At 62.5% G+C, this 22,686-nt stretch carries 26 protein-coding genes; 6 read left to right on the top strand and 20 right to left on the bottom strand.

The window, feature by feature from the left end; translation table 11 throughout:
- Positions 1–225: 225 nt before the first annotated feature.
- From ureG to urtA, 14 genes are all read right to left on the bottom strand, one after another.
- Positions 226–858, bottom strand: coding sequence for an urease accessory protein UreG (gene ureG, locus LMTR13_RS35145; protein WP_065731735.1), 633 nt, complete (start codon positions 856–858; stop codon positions 226–228).
- 165 nt (positions 859–1,023) lie between these two features.
- Entirely contained in the window at positions 1,024–1,761 is a 738-nt protein-coding gene (locus LMTR13_RS35150) for an urease accessory protein UreF (protein ID WP_065733236.1), read from the bottom strand.
- Complete coding sequence (locus LMTR13_RS40115) at positions 1,742–2,347, bottom strand: urease accessory protein UreE (protein WP_083219360.1); 606 nt, start codon at positions 2,345–2,347, stop codon at positions 1,742–1,744. The genes LMTR13_RS35150 and LMTR13_RS40115 overlap by 20 nt, the downstream gene beginning before the upstream one ends.
- A gap of 67 nt (positions 2,348–2,414) precedes the next feature.
- The gene (locus tag LMTR13_RS35160) at positions 2,415–2,714 is read right to left on the bottom strand and encodes a putative quinol monooxygenase (protein ID WP_065731737.1); all 300 of its coding nucleotides are present in this window, start codon (positions 2,712–2,714) and stop codon (positions 2,415–2,417) included.
- Between the two features lie 22 nt (positions 2,715–2,736).
- Positions 2,737–3,036, bottom strand: coding sequence for a putative quinol monooxygenase (locus LMTR13_RS35165; RefSeq protein WP_065731738.1), 300 nt, complete (start codon positions 3,034–3,036; stop codon positions 2,737–2,739).
- A 47-nt stretch (positions 3,037–3,083) separates the two neighbouring features.
- Entirely contained in the window at positions 3,084–4,799 is a 1,716-nt protein-coding gene (gene ureC / locus LMTR13_RS35170; RefSeq protein ID WP_065731739.1) for an urease subunit alpha, read from the bottom strand.
- 172 nt (positions 4,800–4,971) lie between these two features.
- Entirely contained in the window at positions 4,972–5,277 is a 306-nt protein-coding gene (locus LMTR13_RS35175; protein ID WP_065731740.1) for an urease subunit beta, read from the bottom strand.
- Positions 5,278–5,412: 135 nt separating this feature from the next.
- Positions 5,413–5,715, bottom strand: coding sequence for an urease subunit gamma (locus tag LMTR13_RS35180; RefSeq protein WP_028349318.1), 303 nt, complete (start codon positions 5,713–5,715; stop codon positions 5,413–5,415).
- 42 nt (positions 5,716–5,757) lie between these two features.
- Positions 5,758–6,594, bottom strand: a complete 837-nt coding sequence (locus LMTR13_RS35185) for an urease accessory protein UreD (RefSeq protein WP_065731741.1) — start codon at positions 6,592–6,594, stop codon at positions 5,758–5,760.
- Between the two features lie 36 nt (positions 6,595–6,630).
- Positions 6,631–7,326, bottom strand: a complete 696-nt coding sequence (gene urtE, locus LMTR13_RS35190; protein ID WP_065731742.1) for an urea ABC transporter ATP-binding subunit UrtE — start codon at positions 7,324–7,326, stop codon at positions 6,631–6,633.
- Between the two features lie 160 nt (positions 7,327–7,486).
- The gene (urtD, locus tag LMTR13_RS35195) at positions 7,487–8,248 is read right to left on the bottom strand and encodes an urea ABC transporter ATP-binding protein UrtD (RefSeq protein ID WP_065731743.1); all 762 of its coding nucleotides are present in this window, start codon (positions 8,246–8,248) and stop codon (positions 7,487–7,489) included.
- A 4-nt stretch (positions 8,249–8,252) separates the two neighbouring features.
- Entirely contained in the window at positions 8,253–9,419 is a 1,167-nt protein-coding gene (urtC, locus tag LMTR13_RS35200) for an urea ABC transporter permease subunit UrtC (protein ID WP_065731744.1), read from the bottom strand.
- A complete protein-coding gene (gene urtB / locus LMTR13_RS35205; RefSeq protein WP_065731745.1) occupies positions 9,416–11,029 on the bottom strand; it encodes an urea ABC transporter permease subunit UrtB in 1,614 nt (537 codons plus the stop codon). The genes urtC and urtB overlap by 4 nt, the downstream gene beginning before the upstream one ends.
- 151 nt (positions 11,030–11,180) lie before the next feature.
- Entirely contained in the window at positions 11,181–12,497 is a 1,317-nt protein-coding gene (gene urtA / locus LMTR13_RS35210) for an urea ABC transporter substrate-binding protein (protein WP_065731746.1), read from the bottom strand.
- Positions 12,498–13,038: 541 nt separating this feature from the next.
- Between urtA and LMTR13_RS35215 the strand changes: the two genes are divergently transcribed.
- The 3 genes from LMTR13_RS35215 to LMTR13_RS35225 all read left to right on the top strand — a co-directional run bounded on the left by LMTR13_RS35215 (position 13,039) and on the right by LMTR13_RS35225 (position 15,277).
- Positions 13,039–14,484 carry a DEAD/DEAH box helicase gene (locus LMTR13_RS35215; protein ID WP_156795911.1) on the top strand — a complete coding sequence of 482 codons (1,446 nt, stop codon included), beginning with the start codon at positions 13,039–13,041 and terminating at the stop codon, positions 14,482–14,484.
- A 23-nt stretch (positions 14,485–14,507) separates the two neighbouring features.
- The gene (infA, locus tag LMTR13_RS35220) at positions 14,508–14,795 is read left to right on the top strand and encodes a translation initiation factor IF-1 (RefSeq protein ID WP_028349326.1); all 288 of its coding nucleotides are present in this window, start codon (positions 14,508–14,510) and stop codon (positions 14,793–14,795) included.
- 269 nt (positions 14,796–15,064) lie between these two features.
- Positions 15,065–15,277 (top strand): cold-shock protein, encoded by a 213-nt coding sequence (locus LMTR13_RS35225; protein WP_002714433.1) that lies wholly within the window; start codon positions 15,065–15,067, stop codon positions 15,275–15,277.
- A 132-nt stretch (positions 15,278–15,409) separates the two neighbouring features.
- On the opposite strand, the gene LMTR13_RS35230 is transcribed toward LMTR13_RS35225, so the two are convergent.
- The 6 genes from LMTR13_RS35230 to LMTR13_RS35255 all read right to left on the bottom strand — a co-directional run bounded on the left by LMTR13_RS35230 (position 15,410) and on the right by LMTR13_RS35255 (position 20,566).
- Positions 15,410–15,985, bottom strand: a complete 576-nt coding sequence (locus tag LMTR13_RS35230) for a TadE/TadG family type IV pilus assembly protein (protein ID WP_065733238.1) — start codon at positions 15,983–15,985, stop codon at positions 15,410–15,412.
- A 20-nt stretch (positions 15,986–16,005) separates the two neighbouring features.
- Positions 16,006–16,569 (bottom strand): TadE/TadG family type IV pilus assembly protein, encoded by a 564-nt coding sequence (locus LMTR13_RS35235; RefSeq protein WP_065731747.1) that lies wholly within the window; start codon positions 16,567–16,569, stop codon positions 16,006–16,008.
- Positions 16,570–16,750: 181 nt separating this feature from the next.
- The gene (locus tag LMTR13_RS35240) at positions 16,751–17,245 is read right to left on the bottom strand and encodes a pilus assembly protein N-terminal domain-containing protein (RefSeq protein WP_065731748.1); all 495 of its coding nucleotides are present in this window, start codon (positions 17,243–17,245) and stop codon (positions 16,751–16,753) included.
- Positions 17,246–17,380: 135 nt separating this feature from the next.
- Positions 17,381–18,208: a sterol desaturase family protein gene (locus tag LMTR13_RS35245; RefSeq protein WP_065731749.1), complete on the bottom strand. Its 828-nt coding sequence runs from the start codon at positions 18,206–18,208 to the stop codon at positions 17,381–17,383.
- A gap of 60 nt (positions 18,209–18,268) precedes the next feature.
- Positions 18,269–19,720 carry a hypothetical protein gene (locus LMTR13_RS35250; RefSeq protein ID WP_065731750.1) on the bottom strand — a complete coding sequence of 484 codons (1,452 nt, stop codon included), beginning with the start codon at positions 19,718–19,720 and terminating at the stop codon, positions 18,269–18,271.
- A gap of 18 nt (positions 19,721–19,738) precedes the next feature.
- The gene (locus tag LMTR13_RS35255) at positions 19,739–20,566 is read right to left on the bottom strand and encodes a sterol desaturase family protein (protein WP_065731751.1); all 828 of its coding nucleotides are present in this window, start codon (positions 20,564–20,566) and stop codon (positions 19,739–19,741) included.
- A gap of 306 nt (positions 20,567–20,872) precedes the next feature.
- Here LMTR13_RS35255 and LMTR13_RS35260 point away from each other — a divergent pair, with 306 nt between their 5' ends.
- From LMTR13_RS35260 to cpaB, 3 genes are all read left to right on the top strand, one after another.
- On the top strand, positions 20,873–21,037 hold the full coding sequence (locus tag LMTR13_RS35260) for a Flp family type IVb pilin (RefSeq protein ID WP_065731752.1): 165 nt from the start codon (positions 20,873–20,875) through the stop codon (positions 21,035–21,037).
- A 198-nt stretch (positions 21,038–21,235) separates the two neighbouring features.
- Positions 21,236–21,760 carry an A24 family peptidase gene (locus LMTR13_RS35265; protein ID WP_065731753.1) on the top strand — a complete coding sequence of 175 codons (525 nt, stop codon included), beginning with the start codon at positions 21,236–21,238 and terminating at the stop codon, positions 21,758–21,760.
- 127 nt (positions 21,761–21,887) lie between these two features.
- Positions 21,888–22,679 (top strand): Flp pilus assembly protein CpaB, encoded by a 792-nt coding sequence (gene cpaB / locus LMTR13_RS35270; protein WP_065731754.1) that lies wholly within the window; start codon positions 21,888–21,890, stop codon positions 22,677–22,679.
- Positions 22,680–22,686: the final 7 nt, after the last annotated feature.

Here is a 22,686-nt window from a genome sequence, read left to right on the forward strand (position 1 = left end):
GACAGCTTGGCAGCGGGCAAACACACGGCAGCCGTTAACGCTGATTGGCGGCGCCAGAGATTGATAATCTGACAGCGGCGATTTGGTTCCTGCGCGGACGGACAAATCCACGGGCTGCGGCGGCGGACCGAGCATTAATGTTAACGCGCTGCTCACCCGCGGCTGGCCTGACCGCTCGTCCGGGCGCCTGTTCATCCGGGCCCGGTAGGGCCGGCTACCCCGGCCCTACCGGGCCTTCGCAGCCGGGCGCAGGCCGCCCTTGGTCTCGATGAAGCCGATGATGCGATCGAGGCCCTCGCTCTGCTTCAAATTGGTCATCACGAACGGCCGCTCCCCGCGCATACGCTTGGCGTCGTTCTCCATCTTCTCCAGCGACGCGCCGACATAAGGCGCGAGGTCGATCTTGTTGATGACGAGGAGGTCCGAGCGGGTGATGCCGGGCCCGCCCTTGGAGGGGATCTTGTCGCCGGCGGCAACGTCGATCACGTAGATCGTGAGATCGGCGAGTTCGGGAGAAAACGTCGCCGCAAGATTGTCGCCGCCGGATTCGATCAGCACCAGATCGAGATCGGGAAATTTCGCGCGCATGTCGGCGACCGCCGCGAGATTCATCGAGGCGTCCTCGCGGATCGCGGTGTGCGGGCAGCCGCCGGTCTCGACGCCGGCGATGCGGTCGGGCGTCAGCGAGCCGGAGCGGACCAGGAATTCCGCATCCCATTTGGTGTAGATGTCGTTGGTGATCGCGGCGATGTCGTAGCGCTCGCGCATCGACTTGCAGAGCAGGTCCATCAGCGCGGTCTTGCCGGAGCCGACGGGACCGCCGACGCCGATCCGAAGCGGGCCGTGAGAGGTTGCCATGTTATGCACTCTTTCCGTTTCCTCGTCCCTGCGAACGCAGGGACCCATAACCCCCAAACTTAATTGTTGCGCCGCGCTGGAGCCCCAGCCTGTCATAACCGCAAACATTTGTGGTTATGGGTCCCCGCGTTCGCGGGGACGACGGGTGGAGAGAACGGCGCGCCATCATGACCGAAACAGCCGCGTATATTGCGTCTCGTGGCGGAGGCTGGCGAGATCGGCGCGGAAGGTGGCGCTGCCGAGATCGTCCAACGAAGCCTCAAGGGCGCGCTTCGCAGTCGAAGCGACATCTGTTTCGAGACCTGCGAGAATGCGCTGGCTGTCGGTTTGCCCGAGCGGCACCAGCCGCGCGCCGGCGGAAATCCAGTTCGACACCACGGCATGCAGGAACGCGTGCATTGCCGGCGGAAGCGAAACGGCATGGGCGGCGCTGACGAGACCGACCGCGACGGGATAGACGATCGCGCCGCTGCAGGCGGCAACCATGCTGTCGAGCCCGTCGCAGCTCCAGGCGGCGCGCGCGATGTCGATGAAGGCCCGGCCCTGCGTAGAGGTCTCGAGCTGGCGTTCGCGTGAGGGAACGAAGGCAGCGGCGAGTTCGGCGATCTCGCGCAACGCAACGGCGTCCTGCACGGACGCGGCGCGATGCGCCTGCACCAGAAACACGGCATCGCAGAAGCCGGAACCGTCAACCAGCATCGCGGCCAGCCAGTCGCGCAGCGATGCGGCGTCGGTGATGTCACCGGCCTCCACCGCCCATTCGATGCCGCTGGAATAGGAAAATGCGCCGACCGGGAAGGACGGCGACAGCCAGGTCATCAGCCGGTACAGCGCCGCTGACTCGTCCGCATTCATTCCGCTGCTCGCGTCGGCGGGCGCAGGCTCACTTGTGGTCATGAGCATGGGAGTGATCGTGGTGGTGATGATCGTGGTCGCAATGTTCGTCGTGGTGATGATGATCATCGTGCCCGTGATCACCGTGATGATGATCATGATTGTGACTACCATGGTGGTGGTGGCCATGATCGTGCGCGTGGCTATCCGGCGCGTGCGCGTGACCACTGGCATACGCCCCGCCTTCGGGATCGAACGGCGCCTCGATCTCGATGATGCGTGCACCCAATCCCTTCACCATCGCCTCGATGACGTGATCGCGGCGAATACGCAGGCCCTTCGGCATGATCTGGGTCGGCAGATGGCGGTTGCCGAGATGCCAGGCGATGCGGACCAGATGCAAGGGATCGACGCCCCGGATCTCGATCAGGGGCTCGGCGGCCGCGACCACCTCGATCAGCCGGCCGTCCTCCAGCACCAGCGCGTCACCGCCGCGCAGCGCCACCGCATTCTCCAGGTCGAGCAGGAATTCCAGCCCGCGCGTTCCCGTCATCGCCATCCGCCGCCGGTGCCGGTCGTCGAAATCGAGCACGACGGTATCGGCGGCTGATTGCGTCCAGCGATGCTGGCCCAGGACTTTGGTCGCGCGGATCATAAGAGCCTTTTGTTCTGATGCGTTTTCTTCACGCCAACCGGTTCCCACTTCGCTTGAAAACGCTACGCTAAAACCTCTCCACCTTGCCGTCGCTGATGATCTCGATCACCGTCGGCGCCGTCTTCATCTGCGCGGAGTATTCCCGCCACACCTTCATGTGAGGCGCGCGGCCATGCGCATTGAGGTCGTCGCGGGTCTCCCAGCGCTCCACCACCACATACAGGTTTGGATCGTTCACACTGACATGGCCTTCATAGGAGATGCAGCCCTTCTCTTTCAGCGTTTCGGCGATGCAGGCCTTGTGTCCCTTGATGAAGTCGTCCTTGTTTTCCGGCTTCATCGGCGTGGTGGCGATGACGTAGATCATGGGTTTGTTCCGTTGTTCTTGATTAGCGGACGTCGACCTTTTCGGGGGTGATCACTTCGATCTTCGGTGGCGCCGACATGCATTTCACGGCGACGCGGCCAAAGGTCTTCATGTGCTCGGCGCCACGATGCGGCACCAGCGCCTCGGCATTTTCCCATTGCTCGACGAACACCATTTTTGCGGGATCGGTGACGCTCTCATGCAGGTCGTAGGCGATATTGCCCGGCTCCTTTCGGGTTTCCTTGATGCAGGCGGTCGCGGCCGCGATGAAATCGGCGCGCGTTTCGGGCTTGATGGTCAGCGTGGCAACGACGTAGATCACTTAGATCCTCCCGGACTTTTGTTCTGGATATAGTTCCGGGATCAACCTTAGAACATGAAATACCTCTGCGCCATGGGCAGTACCTCGGCGGGCGCGCATGTCAGGAGTTCGCCGTCTGCGCGCACCTCATAGGTCTCGGCATCGACCTCGATTTTAGGCGTCGCGCCGTTATGGATCATGCTCTTCTTGGAGATGCCGCCACGGGTGTTCTTCACAGGGTAGAGCGTCTTGTTAATCCCGAGCTTGCGCGCCAGCCCGCCGGTGATGGCCGCCTTCGAGGTGAACACGACGGAAGACGCCGTCAGCGACTTGCCGAAAGCCGCAAACATCGGCTGGTAATGCACGGGCTGCGGTGTCGGGATCGATGCGTTGGGATCGCCCATCGGTGCCGCCACGATCGAGCCGCCCTTGATGATGCAATCCGGCTTGACGCCGAAGAAGGCCGGCGACCACAGCACGAGGTCGGCGAGCTTGCCCTTCTCCACCGAGCCGATCAGTTTCGAGACGCCATGCGCGATCGCGGGGTTGATGGTGTATTTCGAAATGTAGCGCTTGACGCGGAAATTGTCGTTGTCGTTGCCCTTGTCCTCCGGCAGCGCGCCGCGCTGCTTCTTCATCTTGTCAGCGGTCTGCCAGGTGCGGATGATGACTTCGCCCAGCCGGCCCATCGCCTGCGAGTCCGACGACATCATCGAGAGTGCGCCCAGATCGTGCAGGATGTCTTCCGCGGCGATGGTCTCTTTGCGAATACGGCTTTCGGCAAATGCGAGATCTTCCGCGATCGAGGGATCGAGATGGTGGCACACCATCAGCATGTCCAGATGCTCGTCGATCGTGTTGCGAGTAAAGGGGCGCGTCGGATTGGTCGAGGACGGCAGCACGTTCTTCAACCCGGCGATCTTGATGATATCAGGCGCGTGCCCGCCGCCGGCGCCTTCGGTGTGAAAGGCGTGGATGGTGCGGCCCCTGAACGCCTTCATCGTGTCCTCGACGAAGCCGGATTCGTTCAGCGTGTCCGAATGCAGCATCACCTGCACGTCGTAATCGTCGGCAACGCTGAGGCAGTTGTCGATCGCCGCTGGCGTCGTGCCCCAATCCTCATGCAGCTTCAGCGCGCAGGCGCCGCCCCTGATCATCTCGACCAGCGCGGCCGGGCGCGCGGCGTTGCCCTTGCCCGAGATGCCGAGATTGACCGGAAAGGCGTCGAAAGACTGGATCATCCTGCCCATGTGCCAGGGGCCCGGCGTGCATGTCGTCGCAAACGTGCCGTGCGAGGGCCCGGTGCCGCCGCCCAGCATCGAGGTGACGCCACTCATCAGCGCGTGCTCGATCTGCTGCGGGCAAATGAAATGGATGTGGCTGTCGAAGCCGCCGGCGGTGAGGATTTTTCCTTCGCCCGCGACCACGTCGGTGCCGGGGCCGATCACGATGGTCACGCCGGGCTGGATGTCGGGATTGCCGGCCTTGCCGATCGCGGAGATCATCCCCTCCTTGATCGCGACGTCGGCCTTCACGATGCCCCAGTGGTCGACGATCAGCGCGTTGGTGATAACGGTATCGGCCGCGCCCTGCCGGTTGGTGACTTGCGATTGCCCCATGCCATCGCGGATCACCTTGCCGCCGCCGAATTTCACCTCCTCGCCATAGGTGGTGAAATCCTTTTCCACCTCGATGATGAGATCGGTGTCGGCCAGCCGCACCTTGTCGCCGGTGGTCGGCCCGAACATGTCGGCATAGACGGAACGTTTGATTTTTACAGACATGACGGACTCCAGCCCCTATCGCATCGGTGTTTCATTACTGGCATCTTGGCACCCTCTCCCCAACCCTCCTCCGCATCCGCCTTCGCCAGGCTTCGGCGGACACGAGGGGAGGGAGCCTGACCAATGTGCTCACCTCACTGCAACTCATCACGACGCTGCTCTCGATCACATGCTACAGCTTGCCCATCACGTCGCCGCGAAAACCGTAGATGATGCGCTTGCCGGCGAGCGCGACGAGTTGCACGTCGCGCGTTTGCCCCGGCTCGAAGCGCACCGCGGTGCCGGCGGCGATGTCCAGGCGCATGCCGCGGGCTTTCCTGCGGTCGAATTTCAGCGCGGGGTTGGTTTCGAAGAAGTGGTAGTGCGAGCCGACCTGGATCGGGCGGTCGCCGGTGTTGGCGACGGTCAGCGTCACGGTCTTGCGGCCGGCATTGAGTTCGATCTCGCCGTCCTTGATGAAGCGTTCGCCGGGGATCATGTACCCTCCTCTGTCATTCCGGGGCGATGCGCAGTAGCGAACCCGGAATCTCGAAATGATTAACCTCTGGATTCTCAGATGTGCAATTGCACATCATAGTTCGGCCGCTTTGCAGCCGCCCCGGAATGACGATGACTATCTGATCGGCTCGTGCACGGTGACGAGCTTGGTCCCATCCGGAAACGTCGCTTCGACCTGGATGTCGTGGATCATTTCGGGAATGCCATCCATCACCTGCGCGCGGGTCAGGACCTGGGCGCCGGCCTGCATCAGCTCGGCGACGGTGCGGCCGTCGCGGGCGCCTTCGACGATGAAATCTGAAATGATGGCGACCGCCTCGGGGTGGTTGAGTTTGACGCCGCGCTCCAGCCGGCGGCGCGCCACCATGGCCGCCATCGAGATCAAGAGCTTGTCCTTTTCGCGGGGGGAGAGATTCATGCGAGCACTCGGATGATTGATAGACCTAGTTGAGCCACGCCTCTAGTTTAACCAAAGCCTTGGCAGCGCCACGCCGCTGGCACGGCCGAGCACTGTCATCATGTCGGCGCGCAGCCGCGCCGCATCTTGGGCACAGAAGCGCGCCATTGCAAATCCATTCCAGCAGGAGATGCCGACCTCGCCGCCAAACGTTTCCGAGGCTTCGCGGATGCGCTGCACGACTGCCTCATTGCCGGGCACGATCAGCGCGGTGCCGATGGCAACGCCACCATTGGCCATGGCTGGCCGCGCCAATTTTGCGCCGATGTCGCCATCGAGCCGGACGGTCTCCGCAAAGACCAGCTTGCCGCCGCGGCGCAGGCGCCAGCGGTCGACGAACTCGCCGTGCAGCATCCTTTCGCCCATAGCGGCGCGACCGAACACCACGATTTCACAGAGCAGAAGCGAGGCGTCGTCGGCCAGATCGATGTCGATACGCCTGACGATCCGCGCGCGGTCGAACAGGATCGTCTCCTGCGGCAGCCAGGCAAGATGCGCGCCCGCTTCCACCTTCAGCGCTATGCCGAGCTGCGCGGCGGGACCGGCGGCGCGATAGACCTTTTCGGCCGCCGCCGTCGTCAGCGTCAGCCGCGTCCCCTCGCCGGCCCCGATGTCGATATCGAAACGGTCGCCGCCGGCAATGCCGCCGGCCGTGTTGACGAACACGCCGGACAGGCCTTCCGCCTCGGGCGAAGGAAAGCGCACGCGCAGCGAGCCGGATTCATGCAAGCTTCCGCGGCGGGTGACGCCATCCTGCAGATGCACGCCGAACCGCACCGCGCCCTGCGCCCGGTTGGCCGCGAACGTTGCTGAAGCCGCGCGCGTGATATCGGTCCGCATCCGTCCCCCAAACGGTGTGTTCCGCGCTCGAAAACGTTACAGCGCCATCTGGCGGCTGATCTCCGCGGGATCGAGATTGGCGCGGTCGCAGGCATATTTCACCGCGCCGCGGTCCATGACCGCGAAATTGTCGCCGAGCTCGCAGGCAAAGTCGAGATATTGTTCGACCAGCACGATCGCGATGTTGCCGAGGCTGCGCAGATATGAGATCGCGCGGCCGATGTCCTTGATGATCGAGGGCTGGATGCCCTCGGTAGGCTCGTCCAATAGCAGCAGTTTCGGCCGCATCACCAGCGCACGGCCGATCGCGAGCTGCTGCTGTTGCCCGCCGGAGAGGTCGCCGCCCCGCCGCCCCAGCATCGTATTCAGTACCGGAAACAGCGAAAACACGTCGTCGGGGATATGGCGATCCTCGCGCTTGAGCGGGCCGAAGCCGGTCTTGAGATTTTCCTCAACCGTGAGCAGCGGAAAAATTTCGCGGCCCTGCGGCACGAAGCCGATGCCGCGCCGCGCGCGCTCGTAGGGCTTCAGCCCGGTGATGTCGTTGCCTTCGAGCGTAATGGAGCCACTCGCGATCGGGTACTGGCCTACGAGCGCGCGCAACAGCGAAGTCTTGCCGACGCCGTTGCGCCCGAGCACGCACGTCACCTTGCCGGGCTCCGCGGACAGCGAGACGCCGCGCAGGGCTTGCGCCGCGCCGTAATAGAGATTGATGTTGTCGACCCTCAGCATGCCCTAGGCCTTCCCATCTCGTGTCCCGCGCGCGGTGCAGCACGCAGTGATGCACCGCAGATGCGGGACCCAGAGTGGGTCCCGGTTCTGGAGCGCACCATTCCGCTGCGCTCATGCTGCGCTCTGCCCGGGACACGAAACTGAATATTTGCTTCCACGCCTACCGTCCCAGATACACTTCTATCACGCGCTCGTTCGACGAGACCTGATCGATGGTGCCCTCGGCCAACACCGTGCCTTCATGCAGGCAGGTGACCTTGACGCCGAGTTCGCGCACGAAGGTCATGTCGTGCTCGACGACCATGACCGTCTTTTCCTTGTTGATTTCCTTCAACAGCTCGGCGGTCTGATGGGTCTCGACGTCGGTCATGCCGGCGACCGGTTCGTCGACGAGCAGCAGTTTTGGGTCCTGCGCCAGCAGCATGCCGATCTCCAGCCACTGCTTCTGGCCGTGCGACAGGCTGCCCGCCAAACGATTGCGCGCATCGGTCAGACGGATGGTTTGCAGCACGCGGTCGATCCGCTCGGATTCGTTCCTGTTGCCGCGCCAGAACAGCGTGCCTTTGACGCTGTGATCGACGTTGAGGGCCAGCAACAGATTGTCCTCGATGGTCTGGCTCTCGAACACCGTCGGCTTCTGGAATTTGCGACCGATGCCGAGCTCGGCGATATGGGTCTCATCCAGCCGCGTCAGGTCGGTCATGCCGTCGAACAGCACGGTGCCCTCGTCCGGCTTGGTCTTGCCGGTGATGATGTCCATCATCGTGGTCTTGCCGGCGCCGTTCGGGCCGATGACGGCGCGCATCTCGCCTGGCTCGAGGGTGAGCGACAGGTTATTGATGGCGTGAAAGCCGTCGAACGAGACGTGCACGCCGTCGAGGTAGAGCAGCGCCGAAGTGGTCCTTCCCTCCATGACACTCATGCGCTCACTCCGCGGGCTTCGGTTCGCCGACGCCGTCTTCGAGCGCGGCACTTTCGGCATTGGCCTTTTCCGCTTCCTTCCGCGACTCCCGCCAGGCGTTGAAGGTGCCGACGATTCCCTTCGGCAGCAACAGCGTCACCAGGATAAAGAGCGCACCCAGCATGAACAGCCAGTACGGCGCCAGCGGACCCGAGGTGAAGTAGGTTTTTGCGTAGTTGACGACGACAGCGCCGAGCGCGGCGCCCACCAGCGTGCCGCGGCCACCGACGGCGACCCAGATCACCGCTTCAATCGAGTTGCCCGGTGCAAATTCGCTCGGATTGATGATGCCGACCTGCGGCACGTAGAGCGCACCCGCAACGCCGGCCATGCAGGCCGACAGCGTGAACACGAACAGCTTGTAGGATTCGACGCGGTAGCCGAGAAAGCGCGTGCGCGATTCGGCATCGCGGATTGCAATTAGAACCTTGCCGAGCTTCGACGTCACCACCGCCCGGCAGATCAGGAAGGCCAGGATCAGCGCCAGGCAGCTCAGCGCGAACAACGCGGCGCGGGTGCCGTCGGCCTGTACGTTGAAGCCGAGGATGTCCTTGAAGTCGGTCAGGCCGTTGTTGCCGCCGAAACCGAAATCGTTGCGGAAGAACGCCAGCAGCAGCGCATAGGTCATCGCCTGGGTGATGATCGAGAGATAGACGCCGGTAACGCGGGAGCGGAACGCCAGCCAGCCGAAGCAGAACGCGAGCAGGCCGGGAACAAGAATGACCATCAGCGCCGCGAACCAGAACATGTCGAAGCCGTGCCAGTACCAGGGCAGCGCCGGATAGTTCAGGAACACCATGAAATCGGGCAGGATCGGATTGCCGTAGACGCCGCGGCTGCCGATCTGGCGCATCAGGTACATGCCCATGGCGTAGCCGCCGAGCGCGAAGAACGCGCCATGGCCGAGCGAGAGAATACCGCAATAGCCCCAGATCAGGTCGATCGAGAGCGCTAGGATGGCGTAGCAGGCATATTTGCCGAACAGCGCGACCAGATAGGTCGGCACCTGCAGCGCCGAGCCGGCCGGCAACAAGAGGTTGGATAGCGGGATCAGCAGGCCGAGGCCGGCGACCACCACCAGGAAGATGGTGGCGCTGCGATCGAGCGAACGCGTGAGGATATGCGGCGTCATGCTTCCACCGCCCGGCCCTTCAGCGCGAACAGGCCGCGCGGACGTTTCTGGATGAACAGGATGATCAGCACCAGAATGGCGATCTTGCCGAGTACGGCGCCCGCCACCGGCTCCAGGAACTTGTTGGCAATGCCGAGTGTGAAGGCGCCGACCAGCGTGCCCCAGAGATTACCGACGCCGCCGAACACGACGACCATGAAGCTGTCGATGATGTAGCTCTGGCCGAGATTGGGACTGACATTGTCGATCTGCGATAGCGCCACGCCGGCAATCCCGGCGATCCCCGAGCCGAGACCGAAGGTCAGCGCATCGACGCGCGAGGTGGCGATGCCCATCGAGGCCGCCATCCGGCGGTTCTGCGTCACCGCGCGCATCTCGAGCCCGAGCGCGGTGTAACGCAGCATCGCGAGCAGGATGACGAACACGGCGAGCGTGAAGCAGAGGATCCAGAGCCGGTTATAGGTGATGGTGATCTGGCCGAGCTCGAACGCGCCGCTCATCCATGAGGGATTGCCGACCTCGCGGTTGGTGGGGCCGAACGCGGTGCGCACGGCCTGCTGCAATACCAGCGACAGGCCCCAGGTCGCGAGCAGCGTCTCCAGCGGGCGGCCGTAGAGGAAGCGGATGATGCCGCGCTCGATCGCTACGCCGACCGCGCCGGCGACGAGGAACGCCAGCGGTACCGCGATCAGCAGTGAATAGTCGAACAGGCCGGGATAATGGCTGCGAATGACCTCCTGCACCACGAAAGTGGTGTAGGCCCCCAACATCACCATCTCGCCATGGGCCATGTTGATGACGCCCATGACCCCGAAGGTGATGGCGAGCCCGATCGCGGCAAGCAGCAACACCGATCCCAGCGACAGGCCGTACCAGGCGTTCTGCACCATCGACCACATCTGCAGATTGCTCTGGATCGAAGCGATCGCGCTTGCTACGGCAGGCGCGACGTTGGGCGGCAGGTCGCTGCCCAAGCCCGTCAGCAGCGCCATTGCCTCCTGATCGCCGCGCGCCTTGACGACGGCGACCGCTTCGAGCTTCTCGACCTCGGTCGCGTCGGATTTGTAGAGCAGGATAGCGGCGCGGGCTTCCGCGAAGGCGGCCTTGACGGACTTGTTGGTCTCCTTCGCCAGGGCGCCGTCGATCACGGGCAGCGCACTCTCCTCATGGCTCTTGAACACCGATTGCGCCGCCGCGATCCGCTTGGCCGGATCGGGTGACAACAGCGTCAACCCGCCGAGCGCGGCTTCGACGGCGCGGCGCAAGCGATTGTTGAGGCGCACGGCGGCCGCATTGTCCGGCAGCTTGTCCACGGCAGCGCCGGTCGCGGCATCGATGACCTTGCCGTCGGCCTGCGTGACGAAAACCTTCTTGGTATCCGGATCGGCCGACAGCCGGCCTTCCTGCAGAGCGCTGATGATCGGAAAGGCGAGCGGATTGCCTGATGTCGCGACCGCGCCGATCGCCTCGTCGGTATCGGAAAAATCGTCGTTGGCGAACTTGGCGACCGCGTCCTCGAACGGGCCTGCCAGCGCCGGCGCTGCAAAGGCGACGGCAAGAGAAATCGCGAGCAAAAGCGCGCGAAGGCGATCAAGGAAATTGGCAGACACAATACGACCCCGGCAGGAGTATGGGGAGAAGGCGGCGGCAGCGCCGCCTTCCCCGGTCTTGTTGGAGCTCTTGGAAGCTATCGTTGCAACTCAGGTGATCATGATCCTGTCGGATCAGATCGGGATCATGATCTGTCGGATCAGATCGGGATCAGGAGCCCTGACCGCCGCACTTGTTGGTCTTGGTGTTGTAGTTGCCGCACTTCTTGCCAACCCAGTCGCCGATCAGGTCCTTGGAGCCCTCGAGCTCCTTCGACCAGGCGTCGCCAGCGACCAGCGACGGCGTCTTCCACACCACGTCGAACTGGCCGTTGGCTTTGATTTCGCCAATGAACACCGGCTTGGTGATGTGATGGTTGGGCAGCATCTTGGAGGTGCCGCCGGTCAGGTTCTTGGCCTCGATGCCGGGCAGCGCGTCGATCACCTTGTCCGGATCGGTCGACTTCACCTTCTCGACCGCCTTGACCCACATTTCGAAGCCGATGACGTGCGCTTCCATCGGATCGTTGGTCACGCGCTTCGGGTTCTTGGTGTAGGCCTGCCAGGCCTTGATGAACTTGTCGTTCTCCGGCGACTTGATCGACTGGAAGTAGTTCCAGGCGGCGAGATGGCCAAGCAGCGGCTTGGTGTCGATGCCGGCGAGCTCTTCTTCACCGACCGAGAACGCGACCACCGGAATGTCGGTCGCCTTGATGCCCTGGTTGCCCAGCTCCTTGTAGAAGGGAACGTTGGCGTCGCCGTTGATGGTGGAGACCACAGCGGTCTTCTTGCCGGCCGAGCCGAACTTCTTGATGTCGGCCACGATCGTCTGCCAGTCCGAGTGACCGAACGGCGTGTAGTTGATCATGATGTCTTCCTGCTTGACGCCCTTCGACTTCAAGTAGGCTTCGAGAATCTTGTTGGTGGTACGCGGATAGACGTAGTCGGTGCCGGCCAGCACCCAGCGCTTCACCTTTTCGTCCTTCATCAGGTAGTCGACGGCCGGGATCGCCTGCTGGTTCGGCGCAGCGCCGGTGTAGAACACGTTGCGCTCGCTCTCCTCACCCTCGTATTGCACGGGATAGAACAGGATCGAGTTCAGCTCCTTGAACACCGGCAGCACGGACTTGCGCGACACCGAGGTCCAGCAGCCGAACACGACCGAAACCTTGTCCTTGGTGATCAGCTCCCGCGCCTTTTCCGCAAACAGCGGCCAGTTCGAGGCGGGGTCGACCACGACGGCTTCGAGCTTCTTGCCGAGCACGCCGCCCTTCTTGTTCTGCTCGTCGATCAGGAAGAGAATCGTGTCCTTCAGCGTGGTTTCGCTGATGGCCATGGTGCCGGAGAGCGAGTGCAGGACGCCGACCTTGATGGTCTCCTGCGCTTGGGCGTTCGAGAATGCAGCCAGACCCAAAACCAGGCCGGCGGTGGCCGCCAACCAGCGGCGGCGGCTTAGCGTCGCTATATCGTGAGTTAATTTTGTAAGCATGAAATGTCATCTCCCTGACGCAGGCGTTGAACGCTGCGAACGGCCCCACGGCCGCCTGCGTTAAGGGAATCGCAAGAACCATGCCACGGCTCAATGGCAGGATAAGCTCCTATAATCGCACGGAAATTCCGGCTGCGCGAAAACCGCCGGCGGGAAATCTGCCCATTTATTGGACGGTAGAAATGTATGCTTTGGCGGCAAACTATCTAATTTTTGTGCAAATGCCGCAATTTGGCTAAATTTCTTGCACGAATTTTGATCGTTTGGATTGACCGGGCGGCACAGCGCGATCTGGCCGATCGGTTTCTTTAACCGCGCTGGCGAGGCGGGCCGAATTCACCTTGAAAGCGGCGCGCAGGTGCTCCATATGACTGTCGTGACCTAGAGAATCATCAGGTCCCTGCGAGCCGCGTGTTCTGATCCCGTTTTGCGGTTTCTGGCTTGCCCCCTTCAGCTAGCAAAACCGACGCCCCAAACACGCGGGTGTCTCTGACACACTCGCGCGCTCCTGGCTGACATCGCCGGGCGCCTGCCCTTTTTAATGGAAAGAACCACCCTTTTGACCTCCTTTCAGGATTTCGGCCTTGCCGATCCCATCTCGCGTGCGCTCAAGGAAGAGAATTACCACACGCCCACGCCCATCCAGGCCCAGACCATCCCCATCGCATTGACCGGCCGTGACGTCGTCGGCATCGCCCAGACCGGCACCGGCAAAACCGCGGCGTTTGCGCTGCCGATCCTCCACCGGATCCTGGAAAACCGCATCCGGCCGCAGCCGAAGAGCTGCCGCGTGCTGGTGCTGTCGCCGACCCGCGAACTGTCAGGCCAGATCCTCGACAGCTTCAATGCCTATGGCCGCCACATCCGCCTGACCTCGGCGCTCGCGATCGGCGGCGTGCCGATGGGCCGCCAGGTCCGCTCGGTCATGCAGGGCGTCGAAGTGATGGTGGCGACCCCCGGCCGCCTGCTCGACCTCGTCCAGAGCAACGGGCTGAAGCTGAACCAGGTCGAGTTCCTGGTGCTCGACGAAGCCGACCGCATGCTCGACATGGGCTTCATCAACGACATCCGCAAAGTCGTCGCCAAGCTGCCGATCAAGCGGCAGACGCTGTTCTTCTCGGCCACCATGCCGAAGGATATCGCGGAACTCGCCGAATCCATGCTGCGCGACCCCGCCCGCGTGGCGGTGACGCCGGTGGCCTCGACGGCCGACCGGATCGCCCAGCGTATCATCCAGGTCGATTTCGCGGCCAAGCCGGCGGTGCTGGCGCAGCTCCTGAAGCAGGAACCGGTCGATCGCGCGCTGGTGTTTACCCGCACCAAGCACGGCGCCGACAAGGTGGTGAAGGTACTGACCAAGGCCGGCATCGAAGCCAACGCCATCCACGGCAACAAGTCGCAGAACCACCGGGAACGCGTGCTGGCAGCGTTCCGCTCCGGCGAGATCCGCACGTTGGTCGCCACCGATATCGCCGCCCGCGGCATCGATGTCGACGGCATCAGCCATGTGGTGAATTTCGACCTGCCCAATGTTCCCGAAACCTATGTCCACCGCATCGGCCGCACCGCGCGCGCCGGCGCCGAGGGCGTTGCGATCTCGCTGATCGCGGGCGCCGAGGAAATGGGCTATCTGCGCGACATCGAGCGACTGATTCGCATCGCACTGCCGCGGGAAGACCGCCGCACGCCCGGCAGAAGCGACGCCGCGCCGGCGCCTGCCCAACACCGGGGTGGACGCTCGGCGCCACGTGCCCATACCGTGAGGTCCAATGACGCGGGCCAGCCTTCAAAAGGCCCTCGCCGACGCCGCCGCGGTGGTGGTAATAATGCGCCGCCGCAGCCGAACCGGCACGAAGGGCCGCGTCCGGCGCAGCAGGGCGGCAAGAGCCAGGCCGGCCACAGCGAAGGCATTCAGGGCGTCGCCTTCTTGCATCGCGAGAGCCGTCCGAATAATCAACCGAACCGTAGCCACCGAACGCAGCGCTAGCCTCGATCGACCTGGAGACCACCATGGCTAAAGAAGAGCTGATCCAGTTCGAAGGACTGGTGACCGAAATCCTCCCCGACGCGCGCTACCGCGTGCAGCTCGATGCCGGACACGAGATCGTTGCCTATACCGCGGGCAAGATGAAGAAGAACCGGATCAAGACGCTGGCAGGCGATCGCGTGACGATCGAAATGTCGCCGTACGATTTGGAGAAGGGTCGCCTGATCTTCCGACACAAGGATGAGCGTCCCTCGACACCGGGCGCCCCGCGTGGTGCGCCGCCGCGCGGCGGCCAGTTCCGCCGACGGTAAACGCATCGTAAACGTCCCTCGAAACCGCGCGCGACGAGGCCCCGTCGCGCGCGAGCGAGGGCGGCTGGCCGCCCGAATCAAAAAATCGCACGTCAGGATTGTTTTGGACCCTACTATCGAATAATATTAGGTATCGATTTTCGGCCGGACGACATTAGCTATCCACCGGTACAGCCGGTTTAGACGCTGACGACCCTTCCAAAAATTCGATCTCACCAGCCCGTCGAGAGGTGGGCTACGACTTGTATATCTGAGAAGGGACTACCCCCGTGAGCATGGGAACCGTGAAGTGGTTTAACGCAACCAAGGGCTATGGCTTCATCCAGCCGGACGACGGCGGCAATGACGTGTTCGTGCACATCAGCGCTGTCGAGCGTGCCGGCCTCGGAACGTTGCGTGAAGGCCAGAAGATCTCCTACGAAATCGTGGCAGATCGCCGCTCTGGCAAATCTTCGGCCGACAATCTGCGCGCCGCCGGATAAACGATTTTTCGGGGCGCGCATGCGACAGCGCCCCGGAGATCGCTCCTGAATAAATCAAAAGGCCGCGCTTTTTGGCGCGGCCTTTTTATTTGCATTCTCTTCGACGCACTCATCCGATCAGCGGCGGTCGCCTCACTTCGTGGTGCAGTCCGTCTTGTACTTCACGCAAAGCCCCTGGCGCGGACGGGTGTAGGAGACGTCGCTCAGCGTGATGCCACTCACCTTGTTGATGAACCAGGCGACGCTCGGCACGTATTTGTACTTCACCTCGCTGTAGATCAGATAGGTTCCGCCGATCTTGAGAGCATCCGGGATCTCGATGATGGTGCCGTCCGCATGCAATTCGGCGCCCTTGCTCCACTGCACCCGCGCCTTCAGCGTGTCCGGATTGATCCAGAGTTCCGAGATTGTGCCCTGCACCGGCGTCGACGAATACGGCGTCATGATCGACTTGCCGGCATTGAAGAAGTTCGTCAATTTCGCGTCGTCGACCTCGGTGTTCTGCGACGTCAGGTCCGACAGCGTGCGCGCCATGATCGTCACCTTGCGGTCGATGGCAACGCCCGTGGAAAACTCGTACGTTCCGAGGAAAAGCATAGCCATGAGCGGGATGATCATGGCGAATTCGACCGCCGCGAGACCGCTGTTGTTCCTGCGCAGAGCGGCAACGTGGCGCCGCAGGCGCGACAACCAAATCGATGACGGCATTTTCGTTTTCATTGAGGCGCTCATGAGCAGGTGGTACCGCCGGTAGGGAACGGCTCGTTCTGGAATGCAGCGGTGGCGGTCAGAAGACGCTTGCCGCCGACCATGTTCGTCAGATTGAAGCCGAGCCCGGTGACGAACACCGGCCATGGATAGAACAGCCGCACCACGACCACATCGCCGTCCTTGCCGGGACAATATTTCATATCGTTGATGAAGGTCTTCGAAGAAGAATCGATCGGTTCGTCGATATTCACACCGGCAAACGAAGGATAGCTCCGCACATCGATCGAGACACCGTTCGCACAATCGAACATCACGGTGAGCTTGCCGCAAACGGCGTCCTTGAACTGCTCCTTGGTGAGGGAAGCGCCCTGCGCCTGGCCGGTCATGACCAGACGCGCCGAGTCCTGCGTCACGGTTTCGAGGATCTGGCTGGCAAAGAACACCAGCGCCAGTTCGATGATCGCGAACAGAACAGCGAAGAATATCGGCGCAACCAGTGCAAACTCGACAGCAGCCGCGCCCTTTCGGTTGCGACCAAACCGGCGCAGGATGTTTGTCTTGGACGCTGTGGAAGGCGGCATTGAAGAGACCTCAGAACGCGAGGGGAATTGCCGCGAAAACCTATCCGAAACTGATTGTTGAATTGTTTCGTCCGATCCAGACAGAACGGCCTGCGCCCTTAAACGGATCTTAACCGTGCCGGAAGACCAGCGCCGACGCCGCCCGTCGAACGGGACGGCGAGGCCTGCGCAACTGGTCAGTTTACTTGCTGCCCGCGGACCCGGCGGCCTGGCTGGAGAGCGAGCCGGCCTGATCGATGGCGGTCTTGAAGTAGCCGTCGCCGTCGCCAAGGGTGACACGGCGCTGGCAGATCGGCATGCAGCTATAGGATTCCCGTTCGACGCCACGGTAGACGGTGACGAGTTGATCGGTCGGGCCTTCGACCTGGATCTGGCGGTCCACCAGCACTTCGCCGTTGCGGTCCATGGCGATGAAATTGGTCGCGCCGTAGCCCTTGCCGGTGACGACGATGATGCCGCCGCTCTGCAGGGTCACGTCTGCGATCAGTGGATTTCCGACTACGATGGTGGAGACCTTGGCGGGAAGCTTCACAAGCTTCGCCTGATCGACATAGACGGCGATTCGGTCGGGATCGGGCGAGGCCAGGCCGACGGCCGGCCACAGCAGGATTCCTGCAGCGAGGGAACGCAATCCTGAACGCGCGCGTGCGCGAATACGCGGGAACTTGAACGACATATTTTACCCCGGGGCATCAACAAGCCGGCGATGGCGATACGCAGCGGAACCGGCGCCCGACAAGGTGAATCTGACGACAATTCATGAACAAACGGCAAATAGGCCCCGCCGTGCGGCAAGAAATCCGCCACCAGCCTATTTGCGGAATGGGTAAGCCAGTTGCCCAATGATTTCGCGCGGGAACGAGGGCTGATCGTCCACGCCGTACTGCTCCGGCAGGCGATCCGGCGGCATTCGGAAGGTCCCGAACAGGATGTCCCAGAGCGGAAAGGTGCCTGCGAAGTTGGTGTCCCCGCCCTCCTCGCGGGAGGTGTGGTGCCAGCGGTGAAACACCGGCGTCGCCACGACGAATTTGAACGGCCCCAGCGTCCAGTTGAGGTTGGCGTGAACGAATGCCGAATGGAAGATGTTGAACGGCCCGAGCCACAGCATCACGCCCGGCGATATGCCGGCTATCAGCAGCACGACGTCGACCCCAATGGTACCTAACAGCAGGTTGACGGGGTGGAAGCGTGCCGCCGAGATCCAGTCCACATCTTCCGACGAATGATGAATGGCGTGGTATTTCCAGAATCCGCCGCCGTGAAACATGCGGTGCAGCCAGTACATCATGAAGTCGGCAGCGACCAGGTACAGGAGCGCCTGCAGCCACAAGGGCATCCTCGACAATGGGCCGTGGCCGTTGTCGTAGAAGGCAATCAGCTCGTCGGCGTCGTGAATACCAAACAGCAAAGCGGTGCCGAGCACCAACAGTCCGATGCGGAACACGCGCGCGAACAGCGGCACCAGAAACCAGTAGCAGATGTCGGTGACGAGTTCGCGCTTGCGCCACCACGGCTGGCCGGGATTGCAGGCCCAGAAATGCGAAAGCAGCGAGAACACGAGCGCCAGCGCGATCGTGACCGGCACCACCTTGGCCATGGTCTGGCCCAGCATCTCCACGACTTCGATTGGCAGGTTCATCCGGCCCGCGTACCAGAATCCCGGCTCGCCCGCCAGCTCGCCTCCCGGAGATCGGCCGGATCAGTGGGGCGTGCGAACGTGCAGCACCGCGTTCTCGTCGGCGTAGGCGCGCCGCCAGCCGCTGATATTATCGAGCAGGCTGACCGCGGGAGTGTGCGGCGTCAGCAGTACGGCGTCGACCTCCCAGGTCTTGAGAATGTCGAGAAACTGGTTGACGTCCTTGAGCTGCATGGCGCGGTAATAGGCCATGTCGAAGGCTTCGCCATAGAGCTCGGCGCGCCCGTCGACGAAGACGGGAATCTGCCGCCAGATCAGATAGCCGCCGAACGGAAGATCGTTGAGAACCCGCTTGGGATTATGCGCTTTCAGCGCGTCGACGGCCGCGGAAGGCGACTGGCTTTCCGGCGGTGCAAACGTTGTGTTGGCGGCGAGCAGCCATGTCCAGCCGCCGAGCAGGACCATCACCGCGGCCATTACTCCCGCTGGAGCGGCGATACGGGCAGGCCAGGCCGGCCGCAGCGCGAACTGCGACGCCACCGGTGCGAGCACCACGATCGGCAGCAACAGCGCGAAGATCTCGACGTTCCGGACATGCGACAGCGCCATGTGCAAAAGGCCGAGCACCAGCGCGATCCGTGGCGGCGTGAGCTTGACGCCGCCGTAAAGTGCGCCGGCGATCAGCGTGAGGATCGCCGCCTCGAACGTGCCGAATTTGCTGAAGTCCGCCGGCATCCATTCATAGATCAGATGCAGGAGTTCGCCGAGATCGAGAATCTTGCGTGCGGCAAGGATCGATCCCCAGCCGTACGGCGTGGCGCAGCAGGCCGCCAGCGCGCCGAGGCCGAACAGCGCCCAGCGCAACGCCAGCGACCTCTGCTGCGCGCGATCGGCGTTCCACAACGCATCGAGCGCGAACGCGCCGACCAGCACCAGGCCGAAGACGAATCCGCCGTGCAGGTTCGCCCACAACGCGATCAACGGCAAAAGCCATGGCGACGGCGCCTGGCCGCGCTCGCTCGCCGACATCAGCCCGTACGCCCATGCCAGCATGATCGGCAGCACCAGCACATGCGGGCGGGCCAGAAAATGCCCCATCGACAGCACCATCGCCGCGATCGCGACCGCGACCGCATAGACCGCGGGAATGCGGCGGCCGAGAATATGGGCGAACAATGCAAAGGTTGCGGCGATAGAGGTCGCGGCGAGAACCACCGGCCCGGTCCAGCCCGCCAGATTGTAGCTCACCGCATACAGAACCTGCGACAGCCAGGACGATGATGTCCACGGCTCTCCGGTCTTGGTGAAGGAATAGATGTCGACGCGAGGCAAAGCGTGGTGGTCGAGGATCCACTGGCCCACCGCGATCTGCCAGTAGGTATCGGAATCGTTCAAAAGCGCCCGTCCGCCGATCAGCATCAGCGCGTAGACGCCGATTCCGAGCCAGAGCCATGCCGGGACATCGGCGAGGCTGAAGGCTTTGTCCCGCTGGATCGCCCCGGCTTCAGTGCTCATGCGCAATTACCGGCCGGATTATTGACGGAAAGGATAGGCCAATTGTCCGCCGATCTCGGCAGGGATATCCTGATCGTTCACGCCGTAATTGTCGGGCAGGCGGTTCTCCGGCATCCGGAACGTTCCGAACAGAATGTCCCAGAGCGGGAAGGTGCCCGCGAAATTGGTATTGCCGCCCTCTTCGAGCGAGGTGTGATGCCAGCGATGGAAGACCGGCGTGGCAAGCACATATTTCAACGGTCCGAGCGTCCAGTTCAGATTGGCGTGAACGAAGGCGGAGTGGAAGGTCGTGAACGGCCCGACCCACAGCATGATGTTGGGAGAAATGCCCGCCATCAGCAGGATGACGTCGACCAGGATCGTTCCGATAAACAGGTTGACGGGGTGAAACCGCGCAGCCGAGATCCACTCGAGATCTTCGGAAGAATGATGGATGGCATGATACTTCCAGAACCCGCCGCCGTGAAACATGCGGTGCAGCCAGTACAGCATGAAGTCGGATGCAACGAGGAACAACAGCGCCTGCACCAAGAGCGGAAGCTGCGACAGCGGTCCATGGCCATTGTCGTAGAATGCGATCAGTTCGTCGACCTCGTGAATGTTGAAGACGACCGCAGCGCCGAGCACCAACAGTCCGATGCGGAAGATGCGCGCGAACACCGGAACGAGAAACCAGTAGCAGATATCGGTGATGAGCTCGCGCTTGCGCCACCAGGGTTTGCCCGGATTGCAGGCCCAGAAATGCGAGAGTACCGTGAACACGAGGGCGAGCGCGATCGTGACAGGAACGACCTTCGCTATCGTCTGGCCCACTACCTCGATGACTTCCATTGGGAAACTGGACATGACGACCTCGTTCAATCGGACACAGCAAGGGGTATCCGCTCGCGCTTAAGGAGCCGTGAATCAAGGGAAGCGATCGACACGACGGGGCCGCAACGAACGCGTCGTGAAGTCGCGCTTGCATTTTATCGGATGCCTTAATGCAGTGTTTACTGTGCTCAAGAACTGCAAGTTCCAAGCATTTTTGCGGGATCGAATTAACTGCGCCGAAATTGTCGCACCCTAGGGTGACGCCATGGTCACGGCGCTGAGAACGCCGGCGAGACCAAACTTAAGTTCGACCAGCCACGTGTGTACACAGGAGTTATCATGAAGAATCTCGTTTCGCGTTTCGTGAAGGATGAGTCCGGCGCCACCGCCATCGAATACGGTCTGATTGCCGCCGGCATCGCGATCGCGATCATCACCGCCGTTCAGGGCGTCGGCACCCAACTCTCGACCAACTTCAACACCATCTCGACCTCGCTGAAGTAAGCGACGGTTGCGAGCTAGCTTCAGGGGCCCCGGCATGCCGGGGCCCTCGTTGTTTTCCCAAGGTCCGCGCACCGGACTCAGAAGGCCGCATCCGATGCGGACGACCTGCGATTTCCGGCGTTTCCCGATTGTTCATTTCTCGTGACTAGGCTCGGCCAGAGCCTGAACCCCCGGGTCAACCGCAGCCTGCGTGATTTCATGATTCTCGATACCGCCCGCCTCCTGCTGTTTCCGGCCCTGATGGCGTTCGCAGCCGCGAGCGACCTCTTCACCATGACGATTTCGAACCGGGTGTCGCTGGCGCTGATCGCCGGCTTTGTGGCGCTTGCGCTGCTGGGCGGCATGGGCCTGCACGACATGCTGCTGCATTTCGGCGCCGGCGCCGCCGTTCTCGTCGTAGCCTTTGCCTGCTTCGCGATGGGATGGGTCGGCGGCGGCGACGCCAAGGTCGCGGCCAGCGTGGCGCTCTGGTTGGGCTTCGACCACCTCCTCAATTATCTGGTCTATGTCTCGCTGCTCGGCGGAGCGCTGACGGTCTTGCTGATTCAGTTCCGACAATGGCCGCTACCCTCCCTGCTGACGGGACAAGCCTGGCTGAACCGGTTGCACGACAAGCAGAGCGGAATCCCCTATGGCATCGCACTCGCCCTCGGCGCGCTGATCGTCTATCCGGAAACCGAATGGATCAAGGCGGTCGACCTCATTCACCTCGCGATGCGCTGATCCGGCGTCGCTAACTTTCCGTTAAGGCAATTTACACACGCCTCATTAACCATGCTTTGACGAATAGCTGGTCAACTCCCATCACGGCGGCGGAAGCGTCGCGGCGTAATGTGGAAAGTGAAGCGTAATGAATACCGCACGCATTGTGGTCCTGGCCATCGCGATCGGCGCCGGCGGCATTGCCGCATATCTCGCCAGCGGGTCCGGCAACAAGCCTGCGCCGGCCCAGCCGGTCGCGCAGCTTCAGACGGTCGATATTCTCGTCGCAAAATCGGATATCGGCCTCGGCCAGTCGGTCAAGCCCGACGATCTGCAATGGCAGACCTGGCCGGCCGCGACCGCCAGCAACAATTTCATCAGCCGCGCCAGCAAGGCCGACGCCATCAAGGAGATCACCGGCTCGATCGCGCGCGCGCCGTTCATCGCGGGCGAGCCGATTCGCGAGCAGAAGCTGGTGAAGGCCGACGGCTCCGGTTTCATGGCGGCGATCCTGCCCGCAGGCTATCGGGCCATTTCCACCGAAATTTCGCCGGAAACCGGCGCCGGCGGCTTCATCCTGCCGAACGACCGCGTCGACGTAATTCTTACCAAGCGCGAGAAGAACCCGGACAGCACTGGCCCGGATATCTCCAGTTCGGAGATCATTCTCAGCAATGTTCGCGTTCTGGCGATCGACCAGGCACCGAAGGAAAAAGAAGGCGCCAGCTCGCTGGTCGGCAGGACGGTCACCCTCGAGCTGAAGCCCGAGCAGGCTGAGACGCTGGCGCGGTCGCGCCAGAGCGGCACGCTGACGCTGGCGCTGCGCAGCATTGCCGACATAAACGCGGTCGAAAGGCCGGACGAACAATTCAACAAGCGCGGCGAAAGCCTCAACGTCATTCGTTACGGCGTTGCCAGCCAGCAGACGATGCAGAAGTGACCGAAAG

The organism is Bradyrhizobium icense (genome assembly GCF_001693385.1).
Lineage (GTDB): Bacteria > Pseudomonadota > Alphaproteobacteria > Rhizobiales > Xanthobacteraceae > Bradyrhizobium > Bradyrhizobium icense.

Coding starts and splice junctions, on each gene's coding strand:
- LMTR13_RS35245 (WP_065731749.1), bottom strand. CDS start 18,208: ATGAACCTGCCAATCGAAGTCGTGGAGATGCTGGGCCAGACCATGGCC.
- urtE (WP_065731742.1), bottom strand. CDS start 7,326: ATGCTGAGGGTCGACAACATCAATCTCTATTACGGCGCGGCGCAAGCC.
- LMTR13_RS35160 (WP_065731737.1), bottom strand. CDS start 2,714: ATGATCTACGTCATCGCCACCACGCCGATGAAGCCGGAAAACAAGGAC.
- LMTR13_RS40115 (WP_083219360.1), bottom strand. CDS start 2,347: ATGATCCGCGCGACCAAAGTCCTGGGCCAGCATCGCTGGACGCAATCA.
- urtA (WP_065731746.1), bottom strand. CDS start 12,497: ATGCTTACAAAATTAACTCACGATATAGCGACGCTAAGCCGCCGCCGC.
- LMTR13_RS35240 (WP_065731748.1), bottom strand. CDS start 17,245: ATGTCGTTCAAGTTCCCGCGTATTCGCGCACGCGCGCGTTCAGGATTG.
- LMTR13_RS35230 (WP_065733238.1), bottom strand. CDS start 15,985: ATGCCGTCATCGATTTGGTTGTCGCGCCTGCGGCGCCACGTTGCCGCT.
- LMTR13_RS35180 (WP_028349318.1), bottom strand. CDS start 5,715: ATGAATCTCTCCCCCCGCGAAAAGGACAAGCTCTTGATCTCGATGGCG.
- LMTR13_RS35255 (WP_065731751.1), bottom strand. CDS start 20,566: ATGTCCAGTTTCCCAATGGAAGTCATCGAGGTAGTGGGCCAGACGATA.
- urtC (WP_065731744.1), bottom strand. CDS start 9,419: ATGACGCCGCATATCCTCACGCGTTCGCTCGATCGCAGCGCCACCATC.
- cpaB (WP_065731754.1), top strand. CDS start 21,888: ATGAATACCGCACGCATTGTGGTCCTGGCCATCGCGATCGGCGCCGGC.
- LMTR13_RS35250 (WP_065731750.1), bottom strand. CDS start 19,720: ATGAGCACTGAAGCCGGGGCGATCCAGCGGGACAAAGCCTTCAGCCTC.
- LMTR13_RS35150 (WP_065733236.1), bottom strand. CDS start 1,761: ATGCTCATGACCACAAGTGAGCCTGCGCCCGCCGACGCGAGCAGCGGA.
- LMTR13_RS35185 (WP_065731741.1), bottom strand. CDS start 6,594: ATGCGGACCGATATCACGCGCGCGGCTTCAGCAACGTTCGCGGCCAAC.
- ureC (WP_065731739.1), bottom strand. CDS start 4,799: ATGTCTGTAAAAATCAAACGTTCCGTCTATGCCGACATGTTCGGGCCG.
- LMTR13_RS35215 (WP_156795911.1), top strand. CDS start 13,039: ATGGAAAGAACCACCCTTTTGACCTCCTTTCAGGATTTCGGCCTTGCC.
- infA (WP_028349326.1), top strand. CDS start 14,508: ATGGCTAAAGAAGAGCTGATCCAGTTCGAAGGACTGGTGACCGAAATC.
- urtD (WP_065731743.1), bottom strand. CDS start 8,248: ATGAGTGTCATGGAGGGAAGGACCACTTCGGCGCTGCTCTACCTCGAC.
- LMTR13_RS35235 (WP_065731747.1), bottom strand. CDS start 16,569: ATGCCGCCTTCCACAGCGTCCAAGACAAACATCCTGCGCCGGTTTGGT.
- LMTR13_RS35260 (WP_065731752.1), top strand. CDS start 20,873: ATGAAGAATCTCGTTTCGCGTTTCGTGAAGGATGAGTCCGGCGCCACC.
- ureG (WP_065731735.1), bottom strand. CDS start 858: ATGGCAACCTCTCACGGCCCGCTTCGGATCGGCGTCGGCGGTCCCGTC.
- LMTR13_RS35265 (WP_065731753.1), top strand. CDS start 21,236: ATGATTCTCGATACCGCCCGCCTCCTGCTGTTTCCGGCCCTGATGGCG.
- LMTR13_RS35175 (WP_065731740.1), bottom strand. CDS start 5,277: ATGATCCCCGGCGAACGCTTCATCAAGGACGGCGAGATCGAACTCAAT.